Annotated in this window: 14 protein-coding genes; 11 read left to right on the forward strand and 3 right to left on the reverse strand. The window is 37.1% G+C overall.

Annotation, left to right across the window (positions count from 1 at the left end; genetic code table 11):
• Positions 1 to 18 precede the first annotated feature (18 nt).
• The gene (gene pepT / locus FG27_RS13145) at positions 19 to 1,260 is read right to left on the reverse strand and encodes a peptidase T (RefSeq protein ID WP_037319839.1); all 1,242 of its coding nucleotides are present in this window, start codon (positions 1,258 to 1,260) and stop codon (positions 19 to 21) included.
• Between the two features lie 109 nt (positions 1,261 to 1,369).
• Here pepT and FG27_RS13150 point away from each other — a divergent pair, with 109 nt between their 5' ends.
• The 3 genes from FG27_RS13150 to FG27_RS13160 all read left to right on the forward strand — a co-directional run bounded on the left by FG27_RS13150 (position 1,370) and on the right by FG27_RS13160 (position 4,022).
• Positions 1,370 to 2,401 carry a quinone-dependent dihydroorotate dehydrogenase gene (locus tag FG27_RS13150; RefSeq protein WP_037319842.1) on the forward strand — a complete coding sequence of 344 codons (1,032 nt, stop codon included), beginning with the start codon at positions 1,370 to 1,372 and terminating at the stop codon, positions 2,399 to 2,401.
• A 22-nt stretch (positions 2,402 to 2,423) separates the two neighbouring features.
• Positions 2,424 to 3,038: a LysE family translocator gene (locus tag FG27_RS13155; protein WP_037319843.1), complete on the forward strand. Its 615-nt coding sequence runs from the start codon at positions 2,424 to 2,426 to the stop codon at positions 3,036 to 3,038.
• Positions 3,039 to 3,158: 120 nt separating this feature from the next.
• Positions 3,159 to 4,022, forward strand: coding sequence for a hydroxymethylglutaryl-CoA lyase (locus FG27_RS13160; protein WP_037319845.1), 864 nt, complete (start codon positions 3,159 to 3,161; stop codon positions 4,020 to 4,022).
• 76 nt (positions 4,023 to 4,098) lie between these two features.
• Here the strand turns inward: FG27_RS13160 and FG27_RS13165 are convergent, their stop codons facing one another.
• A complete protein-coding gene (locus FG27_RS13165) occupies positions 4,099 to 6,327 on the reverse strand; it encodes a TonB-dependent receptor domain-containing protein (RefSeq protein ID WP_037319847.1) in 2,229 nt (742 codons plus the stop codon).
• A 228-nt stretch (positions 6,328 to 6,555) separates the two neighbouring features.
• On the opposite strand from FG27_RS13165, the gene FG27_RS13170 reads away from it, so the two are divergent.
• The 4 genes from FG27_RS13170 (at position 6,556) to guaB (ending at position 11,796) form a co-directional block, all read left to right on the forward strand.
• A complete protein-coding gene (locus FG27_RS13170; protein WP_037319849.1) occupies positions 6,556 to 7,599 on the forward strand; it encodes a Fe(3+) ABC transporter substrate-binding protein in 1,044 nt (347 codons plus the stop codon).
• A gap of 70 nt (positions 7,600 to 7,669) precedes the next feature.
• The gene (locus FG27_RS13175) at positions 7,670 to 9,241 is read left to right on the forward strand and encodes an iron ABC transporter permease (protein ID WP_231563325.1); all 1,572 of its coding nucleotides are present in this window, start codon (positions 7,670 to 7,672) and stop codon (positions 9,239 to 9,241) included.
• A 1-nt stretch (position 9,242) separates the two neighbouring features.
• The gene (locus FG27_RS13180) at positions 9,243 to 10,229 is read left to right on the forward strand and encodes an ABC transporter ATP-binding protein (RefSeq protein ID WP_037319853.1); all 987 of its coding nucleotides are present in this window, start codon (positions 9,243 to 9,245) and stop codon (positions 10,227 to 10,229) included.
• Positions 10,230 to 10,323: 94 nt separating this feature from the next.
• Positions 10,324 to 11,796: an IMP dehydrogenase gene (gene guaB, locus FG27_RS13185; protein ID WP_037322299.1), complete on the forward strand. Its 1,473-nt coding sequence runs from the start codon at positions 10,324 to 10,326 to the stop codon at positions 11,794 to 11,796.
• A gap of 164 nt (positions 11,797 to 11,960) precedes the next feature.
• Here guaB and FG27_RS13190 read toward each other — a convergent pair whose 3' ends face one another.
• Complete coding sequence (locus FG27_RS13190; protein ID WP_037319855.1) at positions 11,961 to 12,491, reverse strand: OmpH family outer membrane protein; 531 nt, start codon at positions 12,489 to 12,491, stop codon at positions 11,961 to 11,963.
• Between the two features lie 225 nt (positions 12,492 to 12,716).
• Between FG27_RS13190 and FG27_RS13195 the strand changes: the two genes are divergently transcribed.
• The 4 genes from FG27_RS13195 to FG27_RS13210 are packed head-to-tail and all read left to right on the forward strand — an operon-like array spanning position 12,717 to position 16,287.
• Positions 12,717 to 13,586, forward strand: coding sequence for a peptidyl-prolyl cis-trans isomerase (locus FG27_RS13195; RefSeq protein WP_231563326.1), 870 nt, complete (start codon positions 12,717 to 12,719; stop codon positions 13,584 to 13,586).
• A complete protein-coding gene (locus FG27_RS13200) occupies positions 13,549 to 15,006 on the forward strand; it encodes a peptidylprolyl isomerase (protein WP_037319859.1) in 1,458 nt (485 codons plus the stop codon). Before FG27_RS13195 ends, FG27_RS13200 begins: the two co-directional genes overlap by 38 nt.
• A gap of 10 nt (positions 15,007 to 15,016) precedes the next feature.
• Positions 15,017 to 15,970: a MoxR family ATPase gene (locus FG27_RS13205; RefSeq protein WP_037319862.1), complete on the forward strand. Its 954-nt coding sequence runs from the start codon at positions 15,017 to 15,019 to the stop codon at positions 15,968 to 15,970.
• Complete coding sequence (locus FG27_RS13210) at positions 15,970 to 16,287, forward strand: PLDc N-terminal domain-containing protein (protein ID WP_037319866.1); 318 nt, start codon at positions 15,970 to 15,972, stop codon at positions 16,285 to 16,287. The genes FG27_RS13205 and FG27_RS13210 overlap by 1 nt, the downstream gene beginning before the upstream one ends.
• The last annotated feature ends 84 nt before the right edge of the window (positions 16,288 to 16,371 follow it).

Here is a 16,371-nt window from a genome sequence, read left to right on the forward strand (position 1 = left end):
ATTTATAAAATCAACCGATTATTTATATTTTTCTGAAGTTAGCTCTGCAATTTTCACGATAACTTCTGTGGCTTTTTGCATACTTTCAACCGGCACATATTCATATTTCCCGTGAAAGTTGTGGCCACCGGCAAAAATATTAGGGCAGGGTAATCCCATATAACTCAGTTGAGCTCCATCAGTTCCACCGCGAATAGGTTTTAAAAGAGGCTCAACGTCTACTGCTTTCATTGCGTTTTCTGCAATGTCTATAATATGCATTACTGGCTCGATCTTTTCTCTCATATTAAAATATTGATCGGTAATTTCTACTGAAATGCAATCATTTTCATACTGCGAACAAATTTCTGATGCCAGATCCTGCATCATTTCTTTTCGTGCTTTGAAATGCCTCAAATCATGATCCCTAATAATATATTCCAGTATCGTCTGCTCAACATCACCTTTCATATCACTAAGATGAAAAAATCCCTGTCGGTCCTCGGTATGTTCCGGAGTTTCTAGTCTTGGTAGGGAATTAATAAAATCTACAGCTATATACTGGCTGTTTACCATTTTATCTTTTGCGTAGCCTGGATGCACCCCTCTTCCCTGAACTTTAACTATAGCTTTAGCAGCGTTAAAATTCTCGAATTCCAACTCTCCAATTTGGCTACCATCCATGGTATAAGCCCATTCGGCACCAAACTTCTCCACATCAAATTTATGCGCTCCACGGCCTATTTCTTCATCTGGAGTAAAGCCTACACGAATCTTGCCGTGAGGAATTTCGGGATTATCCAATAAATATTGCATTGCAGTCATGATTTCGGTGATCCCCGCTTTATCATCGGCACTTAAAAGGCTGGTGCCATCGGTTGTGATAATGGTTTGTCCTTTATACTGTTTTAAATCATCAAAATATTCCGAAGAGAGGATGATATTTTTTTCTTTATTCAGAATTATATCATTGCCGTCGTAATTGTCAATAATTTGTGGTTTTATGTTACTTGCATTAAAATCGGGAGAAGTATCAAAATGAGAAATAAATCCAATTACGGGTACTTTGTGAGACACATTTGCTGGTAGTGTAGCCATAACATAGGCGTGTTCGTCTATACTAACCTCGGCCATTCCCATTTCCTTAAGTTCTTCTGCTAATTTACGGGCCAGGTTCCATTGTTTTTCGGTGCTGGGTGTGGTCTGGCTTTCTGGATCACTTTGGGTATCTATAGTGATATAATTAATAAAACGGTCTATTATGCGCTGCTTGTTAATCATGGATAGTAGTTTAATTCAAAATTAACCATTCGCATTTCAGCTTCAAAACCTTTTAAGAATAAGAGCTGGTTTTTTATGATTTCTTCTATTTTTGCACAAACCAACGTTTATGTACAAATCTTCTATTAGGCCTTTGTTATTTCGATTTGATCCGGAATGGGTACATCACTTCACTTTTAGAACTCTTAAAAAATTCGGGAAAACCAGTACTTTTCGTAATATCGCAAAAAAGAAATTCCAGGTAGAAGATGCGCGATTAGAACGGGAAGTTTTCGGTTTAAAATTTAAAAATCCGGTAGGTCTTGCTGCTGGATTTGATAAGGATGCTAAGCTTTTTCAGGAATTATCGGCTCTTGGGTTCGGTTTTATTGAAATTGGAACAGTTACTCCAAAACCACAACCGGGAAATGAGAAAAAACGCCTTTTCAGATTAAAAGAAGATAACGCGATCATTAACCGAATGGGTTTTAATAATGATGGAGTGGAAGCTGCTGTTGAGCGTTTAAAAAAGAATAAAAACGTACTGATAGGTGGAAATATTGGCAAAAATAAAATCACACCAAATGAAAACGCGGTAGATGATTATAAGATTTGTTTTGAAGCGCTTTATGACTACGTAAATTATTTTGTGGTAAATGTGAGCTCACCAAATACGCCAAACTTACGAGAATTGCAGGATAAAGAACCACTCACGAATTTACTTAACACCCTGCAAAGCTTAAACACTAAAAAACCAAAACCAAAACCAATTTTACTAAAAATAGCACCAGATCTTACTGATGCGCAACTTTTAGACATTATTGATATTGTAAAGGAAACAAAGATTGCAGGGGTAATTGCCACTAATACTACGATTTCTAGAGAAGGTTTGGAGTCAGAAAACAAGAAAGAAATGGGCGGCCTAAGTGGGAAACCCTTAAAGAATAGATCTACAGGGGTAATTCGTTTTCTTTCAGAAAAAAGTAATAAGGCTTTTCCAATTATTGGTGTGGGCGGAATCCATTCTGCAGAAGATGCTTTAGAGAAACTCGATGCCGGTGCCAGTTTAGTACAACTTTATACAGGATTTATTTATGAAGGCCCAGAATTAATAAAAGCTATAAATAAAAAATTGCTTGAAAGTGAGAATAGAAATAAATAATAGGAATATTTAATAAATCAAATTGTTAGAGCAACTCATTCCCTTTTTAACGGCTTCTGTAATTCTTACGATCTCACCGGGTCCCGATATTATTTATGTAATGGTTCAGGGAATGGCCAATGGCAAAAAACACGGTTTTGTTACTGCTTTGGGCCTGGCTACGGGAATTATTATTCATACCAGCCTGGTTGCTTTTGGTGTTTCAGCAATCATAAAAAATTCTGACACACTCTTTTTTGTCATTAAACTATTTGGTGCTTTTTACCTACTGTATCTTGCGTGGCAGGTTTCTAAAAGCGATCCTGAAATCGCTTATTCTTCTGAAGGAATAAAAGATAAATCTTTGTTTTCCCTTTTTAAACAAGGTTTTATAATGAATGTGCTAAATCCAAAAGTCACCATATTCTTTCTTGCATTTCTTCCCGGTTTCCTCTGGGAACCTGAAGAGAATACACTAATGCAATTCTATATTCTGGGAGCTATTTTTATGATTTTAACGATCCTTATTTTTGGAAGCGTAGCTTTACTCGCTGGAAAGATATCTACCTATCTTAAAAAACACAGGCAATCGGGATTGGTTCTAAAATGGTTGCAGATTATAGTTTTTTTAGGAATTGCTGTATTTATTATAGTTTAAATTAGGAGGAGAAGTTTTATAAGAAACTTAATATTAGGGAAGATAAAGTGATTTAGCTTTAATAAAACGAAATTTTTAAAGCTGTTTTTAAATATTCCTTAAAATACTATCTTTGGAGGTATGGATAAAATTAAGCTTATCGAGTGTCCGCGAGATGCCATGCAGGGAATTAAAACTTTTATTCCTACCGAAAAAAAAGTGCAGTATATTCAGTCTTTACTGCGCTGTGGATTTGACACCATAGATTTTGGAAGTTTCGTTTCCCCAAAGGCGATTCCTCAAATGGCGGATTCTGCTGAAGTTTTATCCAAATTAGATCTCTCTACCACCAAAAGTAAACTACTTGCCATTGTTGCAAATACGCGGGGTGCGCAAGATGCTTCGGTACACCCAGAAATTGATTATTTGGGTTATCCGTTTTCTATTTCTGAAAATTTCCAGATGCGGAATACCCATAAAACTATAGCCGAATCTGTGGAGATTTTAAAAGAAATTCTTGAAATAGCTGATAGATCTAATAAAGAAGTAGTAGCTTATCTTTCAATGGGCTTCGGGAATCCTTACGGTGATCCCTGGAATGTGGAAATTGTAGGGGAATGGACTGAAAAACTTTCGGGAATGGGAGTGAAAATTCTTTCTTTATCTGACACCATAGGGAGTTCAACTCCAGATATTATAGATTATCTTTTTGCAAATTTAATTCCGGAATATCCCGAAATTGAATTTGGGGCACATCTTCATACCACACCTTCTAAGTGGCACGAAAAAATTGACGCAGCTTACAAGGCCGGCTGTAAAAGGTTTGATGGGGCAATCCAGGGGTTTGGAGGCTGCCCAATGGCTAAAGACGAATTAACCGGAAATATGCCTTCAGAAAAAATGCTTTCTTATTTCAATTCAAAAAAAGCAGATTCCAATATTAAAATGACCAGTTTTGAATCTTCCTACAACGAAGCCTCAAAGATTTTCGGTGCTTATCATTAACAATCTGATTTCAGCAAAAAATAAAAAAGCCGGAAATTTATCATTTCCGGCTTTATCTTTTTTAGAACCTTATCTTTTAAAATCTTGCGCTTATTCCGCCATAGATTCCCATTGGGTGTCCAGGTCTAAGACCTGCAGGAACCCTTGCTACTGCATAATCATTATCCAGAAGGTTAATTGCGTTTGCAGTTAGACTTAAATATTCATTTAAATGATATTTAGCTGAAAGATCTACAACAAAATTACTTTCAATTTTTTGATTGGCAGCAATAGCACCACTACCAACCATAGTTCTAAATTCTCCCATATAGCGACCGCTTAAATGGGTTTCAAATTTGTTGTGTTCCAGGCTAATCCCTGCGTTGAATTGATGATTTGGAATGTAAGGCATTTCATCACCTTCATTTACCACACCCCAAATATCTACAGCGCTATCAAAACTGTTTTGAAACTCTGTGTTGGTATAGGTGTAAGCGAAACTTAACGGCAATCTAAAATCACTATTAGATTTTAGAAGATCGTAATTAAGTAATAACTCAACTCCACGAACTAAAACTTCACCTGCGTTAAACTGCTCTAAAGTTCCGGTTCCTCCGGTTGCGGCCAGGTCACTTCCTAACAAATTGCTATAGTCATTATAGAAACCTACAATTTCACCCTGGAAACCTGCAAAATTAAATCTGGAACCTAACTCCACATTAATACTTTCTTCTGCATCTTCTCCGGTTGAGTTCCCTGGAGGTGAGAAGCCTTTATGAACGCCTCCAAAAAAGCTTAGACTGGGATTTGTTTTATAGTTAAAACCAACTCCGGGTATAAATACATCTATTTTATTTTCTCTCGTGCTAAGATCGCTACCCGTTCTGTCCAGATCTTCAGTTCCGTAATTTGTTCTCCCCAGGGTGATATTTTCATATCTAAGTCCGGGGGTGAAAGTCCACTTCTTATATTTTAATTTATATAATGCGTGGGTAGCAAAAGCCTTAGCATCACTTATACGGTTGGCATCGGTACCGGGAATTCCGGCATTACTTAGTTGCATTTGTCCATTAATCATTTGGTAATCGTCTACCCATTGGAAACGATCTTCTTCATCTACGTGATAACGTAATCCAACTTCAAGATCGTGCGAAACTTTTCCTGTTGCCCAATGGTAGTCTAGTTTTGTTTGCACTCCCTGGGAAAGATATTCCCGGTTATTGTTTTTAACAACAAGGACGTCACCTGGTTCAGAATTTCCCCCGGTAACCAAATTAAAAGCACTTGCAAATCCTACCGGGTTGTCCAATAAATCAGAGATCCCAACATTTACATCATTTGCGGTTACATCATTTAACTTATACCAGTTTCTACTGAATTCATTACGGTATCCTGTAGTGGTGATTCTAAAATAATCGTTGAAGTTTAATGTGTGGGTAGCCATATACTGAAGGTGATCTGCATTCATCTGGTCTCTTTGCGAGCCTGCATATCTTCTGTAGGGGTCGGCAGCATAATCATCTGCAGTTAAACCTAAATACGTTTCATCAGATACTTCATCAGAATATTGAAACTTTAAATCTAAAGATTGCTGAATGCTGGCATCTGCACTGGTATTTAATCTGAACTTGGCTACCAGGTCGTCTTTGTTAAACCCTGTATCTCCACCACCATCAAGGTTTTTAAACCCGTCAGAACGGTAATTCTGGTATTCAATCATGTAGCCAATATTTTCATAAGAATTACCTACCCTGGCATGTAAGTTTGAGGTATTATAACTACCATAATTAGCAATTAAAGAGCCAGAAAAGTCTTCAGGAATTTGGGAAGAGATAAAATTTATAGCGCCTCCCGTAGTATTGGGGCCATATTGAACCTGGCTACTTCCCTTGAGTACTTCTACAGCCTGCATTCTTCCTACAGATGGGAAATAGTAAGCTGCCGGGGCGCTATAGGGGGCAGGAGCAATTAATACTCCATCTTCCATAATGGTAATTTTAGAACTTCTTTCTGGCGAAGTTCCACGTAAACTAATGTTTGGTCGAAGACCAAAACCGTCTTCCTCATAAATATTTACACCCGGTATTTCGCGGAATACCCTGTTAATATCGGTGTAGTTATGCTTTTGTAAGTCTTTTTGAGAAACATAATAGGCAGAACCAGTTCGGTTTCTTGCTTCAAATTTACTTCCAAAAAACACATTTGCCGAGATTACTACCTCTCGAAGGTTTTCAATACTATCATTCTTTTTATTATTCTCCTTGTCCTGGGCATTTAGGAGTCCGGTGAAGCATAGGCATAGAGAAAAAAGTAGTAGCTTTTTCATTTTAATTTAGATTAGTTTTAAATAGTTCGGCAAAAATATATTCCCCTCTAGAATTGCGCAAACTTATTTAGACTTAATTTAAATAGAAATTTAAAATTTACACTGAAACAGTTATTTACGCGGAATATTTAACTTTTGTTCGATTTAAATTCCCTCATATTTTTCAAATATTTTATTTAAACCTATTCTAAATAATTATATTTGAACCGAAATTTAAAACCTCAAAAAATGAAAAAAACGCTTATTGGGCTTTTAGCTTTAACTCTAATGTTCTCTTGTAAAAATGCTGAGGATAAAAATGAAAATGCTGAGAATGAAAAGCAGGAATTAAATGTCTATACCCATAGACACTATGAATCTGATCAGGATTTGTTTAAGCAATTTGAAGAGGAAACCGGAATAAAGGTAAATGTGATAAATGCCAGTGCAGATGAGCTTATTCAAAAGATGCGCATGGAAGGTGAGCAATCTCCGGCAGATGTTTTAATTACTGTAGATGCAGGTAGGTTGGAAAGAGCAAAAAGCAGTGATCTTTTACAGGCAGTTTCATCAGATATTTTGGAAGAAACCATTCCTTCACACCTTAAAGATGCCGATAATTACTGGTTCGGACTTACTAAAAGAGCCAGGGTTATTGCTTATGCGAAAGACCGGGTAGATGAAAATGAATTATCTACTTATGAAGATCTGGCTTCAGATAAATGGAACGATAAATTATTGATTCGTTCTTCAGGAAACATCTACAATCAATCTTTAATGGCATCTATAATTGTTCATAATGGTGAAGAAGAAGCTAAAAAATGGGCTGAGGCCGTAGTTGAAAATATGGCTCGCGCTCCAAAAGGAAATGATCGTGACCAGGTAAAAGCCGTGGTTGCCGGAGAAGGTGATCTTGCCGTGGTGAATACATATTATATAGGTAAACTTCTAAACTCTGAAGATCCTGAAGAAGTGAAGGCAGGAGAAAGTATTGAACTTTTCTTTCCAAACCAGGAGGGTCGTGGTACCCATATAAATGTTAGTGGTGCCGGAGTTGCAAAACACGCTCCCAATAAAGAAAACGCGGTTAAGTTTATTGAATTTCTAATTTCTGAGGAAGCCCAAAAAATATTCGCGCATTCTAATTATGAATATCCGGTGAACGAAGATGTAGCTCCTGCAACTTTACTCCAGGAGTGGGGAGAATTTAAAGAAGACACCCTTAATTTATCTACACTGGGAGAAAATAATAAAAAAGCAGTAATGCTATTTGATGAAGCAGGCTGGAAGTAGTGATATATTTTCGATAAAATCAAGGTTAAGGCGACTTAAAAGAGATACAAATCGATGGTCAATATTTACATTGGCCATCGTTCTTTTTATTGCCTTACCGGTCATTGCTATTGCCTTAAAATTACTGGAAGGTCCGGGGGAAACCTGGCAGCATCTGGTGAATAACCTCCTGGTAGATTATATTGGGAATTCGTTCTTTTTGATTTTTGCCTGTAGTGTACTGGTACTTATCCTGGGCGTGGGTAGTGCCTGGCTGGTAGCCCGATTTGAATTTCCGCTTAGAAAGCAGCTGGAATGGTTGTTAATTTTACCGCTCGCTATTCCCTCTTATATTGTTGCATACGCCTACGCAGGGGTTTTTGATTACGGCGGTAGCCTCGAGCTTATCTTAAGAGGATTAAACCTCGAATTTATTCGTATAGATATCATGAATAAATTCGGATTGGCCTTTGTACTTAGTATTTCCCTTTTTCCTTATGTGTATGTGAGTTCTCGTGCATTCTTTTTAAATCAAGCCGGGAATTTACTGGAAGCTTCCACAATGCTTGGTGTTGGGGAGTTCAAATCTTTTTTTAGGTTGATGCTGCCTTTGGCCAGGCCGGCAATTATCGCCGGACTTATCCTGGTTTTAATGGAAGTTTTAAACGATTATGGTGCTGCTCAGTATTTTGGAGTCAATACTTTTACCACCGGAATTTTCAGGGCCTGGTTCTCCTTAGAAGAGCCGGAAACCGCAGTTTACCTTTCTGCATTGCTTATTTTTATTGTTTTTGCACTTATTTTATTCGAAAAATGGCAAAGGAAACACATACAGGTTACGGGAAATAAAGCCTCCGGCCGTACCCATAGAAAATTGGGAACAAAACCCATGCAATGGCTAAAGTTTATCCTGGTTTTAATTCCTGTAATGTTAGGGTTTTTTATCCCGGTAGGGCAATTGATGTACTGGGCTTTTTTAACGGCAGAAAAAGTATTCGATTTCGATTTTATTCTTCTTTCGTTACAAAGTTTTGGGATTGCTTTAGTTACTTCGATGGTAACCGTGCTTTTTGCAACTTTACTTATATATTTTGCGAAGTGGAGCAGTATAAATGGTATTAAAAGTATATCCAGGTTAGGGATTTTAGGTTACGCCATTCCCGGCGCGGTTGTGGCGATTGGAATTATGATTCCTACCCTGGCTTTTGATAAGTGGTTTATTAACACAATGGATTCGGTCTTTGGTGTAAAAACCGGTTTTTTATTTAACGGAACGCTGGTGGCATTGGTTTATGCATATTGCGTTAGGTTTTTAGCGGTAGCTTACAACCCTATAGAATCTACAGCTTTAAAAGTAAGTAATAGCATTCCAGATTCTTCTAAAATGCTGGGTGTGGGAAATTTTAAAACCTTCTTTAAAATAGAATTTCCGCTTATTAAAACAGGAATTTTAAGCGCAGTAATCCTTGTGTTTATAGATGTTTTAAAGGAATTACCATTAACCTTAATATTAAAGCCATTTCATATTAATACGCTTGCTGTGAAAGCTTTTGAGTATGCGAGTGACGAAATGGTTATGGAGGCCGCAATTCCTTCATTATTTATTATCTTCACGGCTACCATTCCCGTGATATTTTTGAACAGGTTATTGATAAAAGAATAAGATGCTAAGCATAAATTCCATTTCTAAAAGCTTCGATAAAGGCAAAACTTTTGCTCTTAAAGAAGTCTCATTTAAGCTAAAAGAAGGAGATGTATGTGCTATAGTGGGCGAAAGCGGAAGTGGAAAAACAACGCTGGTTAGGCTCATTGCCGGTTTGGAACGACCCGATCACGGGAGTATTATTCTCAATAATAAAGAGCTTTCTTCAGTAAAAAAGCTTGTTCCGCCCGAAAAGCGTAAAATAGGGCTGGTATTCCAGGAATACGCCTTGTTTCCCCATTTCGATCTTCTTAAAAATGTGAGCTACGGAATTTCAAAACTTAAAAATAAAAAAGAACGTGCATTGGAAATGCTGGAGCTGGTAGGACTTAGCGGACTTGAAAAACGCTATCCGCATCAACTTTCTGGTGGGCAGCAGCAACGCGTGGCCCTGGCCAGGGCATTGGCACCAAATCCATCTTTGTTGATCTTAGACGAGCCTTTTAGTAACCTGGATGCTATGCTTAGAATGCAATTGCGTAGTCAGGTTTTTGAGATTATAAAGAAAACCGGTGTTACGGCAATCTTTGTAACCCATGATACGCAGGACGCACTTTCTGTGGCCGATGAAATCCTTATCCTTCAGCATGGGAAAGTAATTCAAAAAGACCAGGCTTCAAATTTGTACATCAAACCTAATTCGGTTTACGTGGCTTCACTTTTTGGAAATACCATTCAGCTGAATAAAGAGCTGCAAACAGCTTTTAATTGCCCATTAAATCCTAATTGTAATCACGCAATTCGTAACGAAAACCTTAGTATTAACGAGGAATGTGAGTATATAACTCACGCCCGGGTTTTGAAAAAAACCTTTTTAGGTAACGCTACACAATTACTGCTGAAACTTGATAACGGTCAAAAAATTTCAGTAGTCACAAAAGATACTAATGTGGCAGATCTAATAAAAATTGGATTCAATTCTACCGATGTCCTGGAATTCGCCGGATAAGTCTTCCCAAGTAATTTTCTGATAACTAAAAGCTTTTAAGCCTGTTTTTCCTATAAAAAACGTATATTTGCACGCAATTAAATCTTTAATTGCTATGATCGCACACGAATCCAAAATCTTAGGAGAAGGCCTTACTTACGACGATGTACTGCTTGTTCCCGCTTATTCTGAAGTATTACCTAGAGAAGTAAGCATTCGCACAAAATTCACCAAAAATATTTCTATAAACGTTCCAATTGTTTCTGCAGCAATGGATACGGTTACTGAATCAAGAATGGCAATTGCTATGGCTCGTGAAGGTGGAATTGGTGTTTTGCACAAAAATATGACTGCCGAGCAGCAAGCGCTTAAAGTAAGAAAAGTGAAAAGAGCAGAAAGTGGGATGATTATAGACCCCGTTACTTTGCCAATTACCGCTACTGTAAGTGATGCTAAAGCAAGTATGCGAGAGCATAGCATTGGAGGAATTCCTATTGTAGATGAAGAAGGGAAATTGTTAGGAATTGTCACGAACAGGGATCTGCGATTTGAGAAAAACAACAAAAGACCTATTTCAGAAGTGATGACTTCTGAGAACCTGGTTACCGTTGCTGAAGGTACTTCACTGGATGAGGCAGAAGATATTTTACAGGAATATAAAATTGAAAAGTTACCTGTAATAAACGAAAATAAAAAATTGGTTGGACTTATCACTTTTAGAGATATAACCAAACTTACCCAAAAGCCAAATGCCAATAAAGATAGCTTCGGAAGACTTCGTGTAGCAGCTGCTATTGGCGTAACTGCTGATGCTGTAGAACGGGCTAAAGCCTTAGTAAATGCAGGAGTAGATGCTATAATAATTGATACCGCACATGGGCATACCAGGGGTGTGGTATCGGTATTAAAAGACGTGAAATCTAAATTCCCCGATTTGGAAGTGGTTGTAGGAAATATTGCCACTGCCGAAGCTGCAAAATACCTTGCTGAAGCTGGTGCAGATGCGGTAAAAGTAGGGATTGGTCCTGGTTCTATTTGTACTACAAGAGTAGTAGCAGGTGTTGGTTTTCCTCAATTTTCAGCGGTACTTGAAGTAGCTGCAGCTTTGAAGGGAAGTGGTGTGCCGGTGATTGCCGATGGTGGAATTCGTTATACAGGAGATATCCCAAAAGCACTAGCTGCAGGAGCCGATTGTGTGATGCTTGGTTCTTTACTTGCCGGGACTAAAGAGTCGCCTGGGGAAACCATTATTTACGAAGGAAGAAAATTTAAATCTTATCGTGGTATGGGATCGGTAGAGGCGATGCAAAAAGGTTCTAAAGATCGCTATTTCCAGGATGTGGAAGATGATATCAAAAAGTTGGTTCCAGAAGGAATTGTTGGTCGAGTTCCATATAAAGGTGAATTAGAAGAAAGTATTCATCAGTTTGTTGGTGGCTTAAAAGCTGGAATGGGATACTGTGGCGCTAAAGATGTAGAAACTTTAAAAGAGACTGCAAAATTCGTGAAAATTACTGCTTCGGGAATTCACGAGAGCCATCCTCACGATGTAGCTATTACTAACGAATCTCCTAATTATAGTAGATAGATCTATTGCCTTATAAATATAAAAAGCCCTCTCAAATTTTATAATCTGAGAGGGCTTTTTTTAATACCTCATCCTTAACTTGTTTCAGGATCTAACTCCCTAGTGCTTGAGAAGCTGAAACAAGTTTAGCTTGACGAAAGATTTTCAGGGCTTAAAATATTAGCTTATTCTTGCTCGGCTTCAGTCTGGGCGGTAGGTTCAATTCCCAATTTTTTCAATACTTTATCTGTAATATCGTATTCTTCTGCTGAAAAGGCGAGGCTATTTCCACCTGCATGAAGAATTTGAGTAAAACCTTCTTCCTGAATTACAGAACGCATTGCGGCATCAATCTTTTTATAAAGCGGATCGGTGAGTTCGTTTCTTCGCATTTGCATCATTACCTGGGCCCTTTGTCTAAATTGTTTGATTTGGTTCTCCAATTCAATTATTTCAGATTCACTTTCCTGCCGGGCTTCTTCTGCAAGAGTTTCAGCATTAGACTGATAGCTTTTTACCAGAGTATCATATTGTTTTACATTTGCCTGAAAATCCTGTTGAAGTTCCTGGTCGTAGGTTTTTAATCCAGAATTTACTTCTTCCATTTCCGGCATTTGTGAAATGATAAAGTCAGTATCTATGGTTCCTACTTTGGTTTGTGCGTTTAGAACAACGCTAAAGCATAAAAAGACAATTAATAAACTGCTTCGTATCATAATAATATTGTTTTTGGCAAATATAATCGCAGCTTTTAATTTTTCATATTAATTCTCTTAAAACTATTTTAATGATAGGAAATAATTTTAAAAATATTATTTTTTATATCCTGTAATCGATTAAGTATAAGCTTGTAGAACCTAAAGGAATTCTTATTTTTGCTCACTCGCAAATTACAGGTTGTTAGTTATTTGAAAATGGTATGTAAATTGCTAGTCTCAATAATGATGAGTTTGAAGAAATTACCTGTTTTAGTCGTTTTTTTTCTGTCCGGTTTTATATTGGCAGGTTGTTCCTATTTTGAAAGCGAAGACAATCGTAAAGTTCTGGTAAGGGTGAATGATTCTTATTTGTACGAAGAAGATATTAATGCACTTATAAACGAGAATACTTCTAAAGAAGATAGCGCGGTAATTGTTTCTAATTATATAACCCGTTGGGCCACGCAGAAACTGCTTATAGACAGAGCGCAACTAAATCTTCCTGAAAGTCAACAAAGAGAATTCAGGGATCTTATTGAGAATTATAAGAATGAACTATTTACCAGTGCTTATAAAGACGCCGTAGTTAGTAGAAAGTTGGATAGCTCTTTAAGTTTGGAAGAAAAAACCGCTTATTTTGAAGAAAACAAGGGGAATTTTAAACTAACAGAAGATCTATTGAAGCTAAGATATGTGAATCTTGAAGAGAATAATACCAATAGAGATGAAATAAAATCCTATTTAATTCGCTTTAATGATGAGGATAGGCAGAAGCTGGATAAGCTTTCGCTTCAGTTTAAGAATTATTCTTTAAACGATTCGGTTTGGGTGAAAATAAAAACGGTTTACGACAAAATTCCTACATTATCATCTAATCATAGGGATAAACTTTTAAACAAATCTAATTTTCTTCAGGTAGAAGATTCATTAGGTGTATATTTGATTTATATAAATGACGTTTTAGAGCGAGGGCAGGATGCTCCTTATGAGTATGCAGAGCCTACAATAGAAAAGATTTTGCTTAATAAGCGAAAGCTTAATTTAATAAAAGAACTGGAAAAAGATATTACTAAAGATGCAATTAAAAATGAACATTTTGAAATCTATAATTAAAACAATCGGCTTTGTTTTGGCCGTTTTATTTGGGATTACCGGTTATTCACAAGATGTGATTGTTACCGACAGTACTTCCATACAACCAGAAGACGAAATCGCGCAAAATACAGTGGTTGAAGAAAATACTTCAGAACGCAGAAAAGTAGATGGGATTGCGGCTGTTATTGGGGATTATATAATCCTTGACAGCGATGTTGATATGATGTATAAGGATATGCAAAGCCAGGGAATGTCTACTGCCGATGTTACCGATTGCCAACTTGCAGGTTCTCTTATGGAAAACAAACTATATGCTCACCACGCTATTCAGGATAGTATTATTGTGATGGATGCTGAGGTTAATAATTATATAGATCAGCAAATTTCTGAAATGGTTCGCCAGGTAGGTTCTATAGAGAAAGTTCTTGAATTTTATAATAAAGAAAATGAAGCTGAATTTAGAAGTGAATTATTCAACTTAAATAAAGAGCGCCAATTGGCCAGCCGTATGCAACAGCAAATTGTTGAAATGGTAGAAATAACTCCTGAAGAAGTACGGGCTTATTACGAAAGTATTTCTGAAGATGAACTTCCGGTTTTTGGAGAAGAAGTAGAACTTTCTCAAATTATAGTAGAGCCTGAAATTCCTGAAAGTGAAAAGCAGAAAGTGATTGATCGTCTAAACGATTTTAGAGCCGATGTTTTAGATAATGATGCCAGTTTTGCTACAAAAGCTGTGCTATATTCTCAGGATCCAGGAAGTGCAAAAGATGGTGGTAGAATTTCGCTATCAAGGAAAGACAATTTTGTAAAGGAATTTAAAGATGTGGCCTTTGCGCTGCAGGAAGGCGAAGTTAGTGAACCTTTTGAAACTGAATTTGGATACCATATTATACAGGTAGAGCGTATTAGAGGACAAAATGTAGATTTAAGACATATATTGCTTATTCCAGATGTTACCAATGCATCTGTAGAAGAGGCCAAAGCAAAAATTGACAGCATTCGAAAGAGAGTCGATGAAGGCGTTTTAGATTTTGCAGAAGCTGCTCGTGAATTTTCTGATGAAGAAGAGACAAAATCTGATGGAGGTAAACTTATAAATCCAAGAACCGGTGATACTCGTTTTGAACTTTCTAAAATAGATCCTAAGCTTTACGATGATGTTGGTGATTTACAGGAAGGTGAACTTTCGTTGAGAATTCGCGAACAGGATAGAACTGGGCGCCCTTTCTATAAACTTATTATGGTGAATAAAAGAATTACTGAGCATGAGGCAAATTATGCAACAGATTTTACGAAGATAAAAGAACTAGCCTTACGCGATAAGCAATTAGAAGTGATTGAAGAATGGCAAAAAGATAAAATTGGCGATACTTATATTAAAGTGAACGGAAGATTTAAGGACTGTGAGTATAGTAGTAACTGGTTAAAAAAATAGTTCTTTATCAATGTCAGACGTTGCTCTTGTAGAAAAACTGGTAGTTAAACATCAGGATTTAAAAAAGGAAATTGCCAAAGTAATTGTAGGGCAGGATGTGGTTGTAGACCAAATCCTGCTTTCTGTTTTTTCAGGAGGGCATTCATTGCTTGTTGGAGTTCCCGGTTTGGCGAAAACGCTAATGGTAAATACCATTTCGCAAGCCCTGGGTCTCGATTTTAAAAGAATACAATTTACGCCAGATCTTATGCCCAGTGATATTCTTGGTGCCGAAATTCTGGATGAGAATAGAACATTCAAATTTATTAAAGGACCCGTATTTTCAAATATAGTTCTTGCCGATGAAATTAACCGAACGCCACCTAAAACCCAGGCAGCTCTTTTAGAAGCTATGCAGGAGCGATCTGTAACTGTAGCCGGTCATAACTATAAATTGGCAAATCCTTATTTTGTTTTGGCTACTCAAAACCCAATCGAGCAGGAAGGAACCTATCCTTTGCCTGAAGCCCAGTTAGATAGATTTATGTTTTCTATTTTGTTGGAATATCCAAGTTTTCAGGAAGAAGTAGACGTGGTAAAAAACACAACTTCAGATAAGTCACAACAAATAAATGCGCTGTTTTCTGCAGAAGAAATAGTGGAAATTCAGCAGTTAATTAGAAGAATTCCTGTTGCCGATAATGTGGTTGAATACGCGGTTAGATTGGTTGGTAAAACCAGGCCAGATTCTGCTGAAGCGCCAGAATTTGTGAAGAACTATTTAGATTGGGGAGCAGGCCCAAGAGCTTCGCAAAACCTAATCCTTGCAGCCAAATCTCACGCCGCCGTAAACGGAAAATTCTCACCAGATATTGAAGACGTGCAAGCCGTTGCCATTGGCATTTTACGGCATAGAATTATTAAAAATTACAAAGCTGAAGCCGAAGGAATTTCCGAAGAAAAAATAATTCGTGACCTATTTTAATGATACGTACCTTTATTAAATATAGGGTTTTAGTTAGTGTGATTTTCTATATTTTATGGGGAAGCGATTTTATTACAAATGTTTTTGGCTTAAGTGAAGAAATAAGCACTTTTTTAAACTGGACCGCAGTTGCGATTCTATTTGTTTTCTGGTTAATGATTCTGGTAGATATGGTTAAGCAGAAATTGAAAAACAAAGCCTTCTGGATTCTCTCTATGTTTTTTGTTCCATTTTTCGCACCAGTGGTGTATTTATTCAGAAGAAAGAATCTTTTGCACTTGCGAAATAATAAATTCACCAATTCAAAATTGCCTTGATTGCTGCTCCTTATCAAGAATGGGTTTAAATTCAGATTTCTTTCCATCTATACCTTGATTTTTTATCAATTCTGCTTTTTTAAT

The sequence above is a fragment of the Salegentibacter sp. Hel_I_6 genome (assembly GCF_000745315.1).
In the GTDB taxonomy this organism is placed as follows: Bacteria; Bacteroidota; Bacteroidia; order Flavobacteriales; family Flavobacteriaceae; genus Salegentibacter.

Excerpts from the sequence above, each read along its gene's own strand:
- FG27_RS13170 (WP_037319849.1), top strand. The coding sequence starts at position 6,556 with ATGAAAAAAACGCTTATTGGGCTTTTAGCTTTAACTCTAATGTTCTCT.
- FG27_RS13190 (WP_037319855.1), bottom strand. The coding sequence starts at position 12,491 with ATGATACGAAGCAGTTTATTAATTGTCTTTTTATGCTTTAGCGTTGTT.
- FG27_RS13180 (WP_037319853.1), top strand. The coding sequence starts at position 9,243 with ATGCTAAGCATAAATTCCATTTCTAAAAGCTTCGATAAAGGCAAAACT.
- FG27_RS13200 (WP_037319859.1), top strand. The coding sequence starts at position 13,549 with ATGCAATTAAAAATGAACATTTTGAAATCTATAATTAAAACAATCGGC.
- FG27_RS13160 (WP_037319845.1), top strand. The coding sequence starts at position 3,159 with ATGGATAAAATTAAGCTTATCGAGTGTCCGCGAGATGCCATGCAGGGA.
- FG27_RS13205 (WP_037319862.1), top strand. The coding sequence starts at position 15,017 with ATGTCAGACGTTGCTCTTGTAGAAAAACTGGTAGTTAAACATCAGGAT.
- FG27_RS13165 (WP_037319847.1), bottom strand. The coding sequence starts at position 6,327 with ATGAAAAAGCTACTACTTTTTTCTCTATGCCTATGCTTCACCGGACTC.
- FG27_RS13210 (WP_037319866.1), top strand. The coding sequence starts at position 15,970 with ATGATACGTACCTTTATTAAATATAGGGTTTTAGTTAGTGTGATTTTC.
- FG27_RS13150 (WP_037319842.1), top strand. The coding sequence starts at position 1,370 with ATGTACAAATCTTCTATTAGGCCTTTGTTATTTCGATTTGATCCGGAA.
- pepT (WP_037319839.1), bottom strand. The coding sequence starts at position 1,260 with ATGATTAACAAGCAGCGCATAATAGACCGTTTTATTAATTATATCACT.
- guaB (WP_037322299.1), top strand. The coding sequence starts at position 10,324 with ATGATCGCACACGAATCCAAAATCTTAGGAGAAGGCCTTACTTACGAC.
- FG27_RS13195 (WP_231563326.1), top strand. The coding sequence starts at position 12,717 with ATGATGAGTTTGAAGAAATTACCTGTTTTAGTCGTTTTTTTTCTGTCC.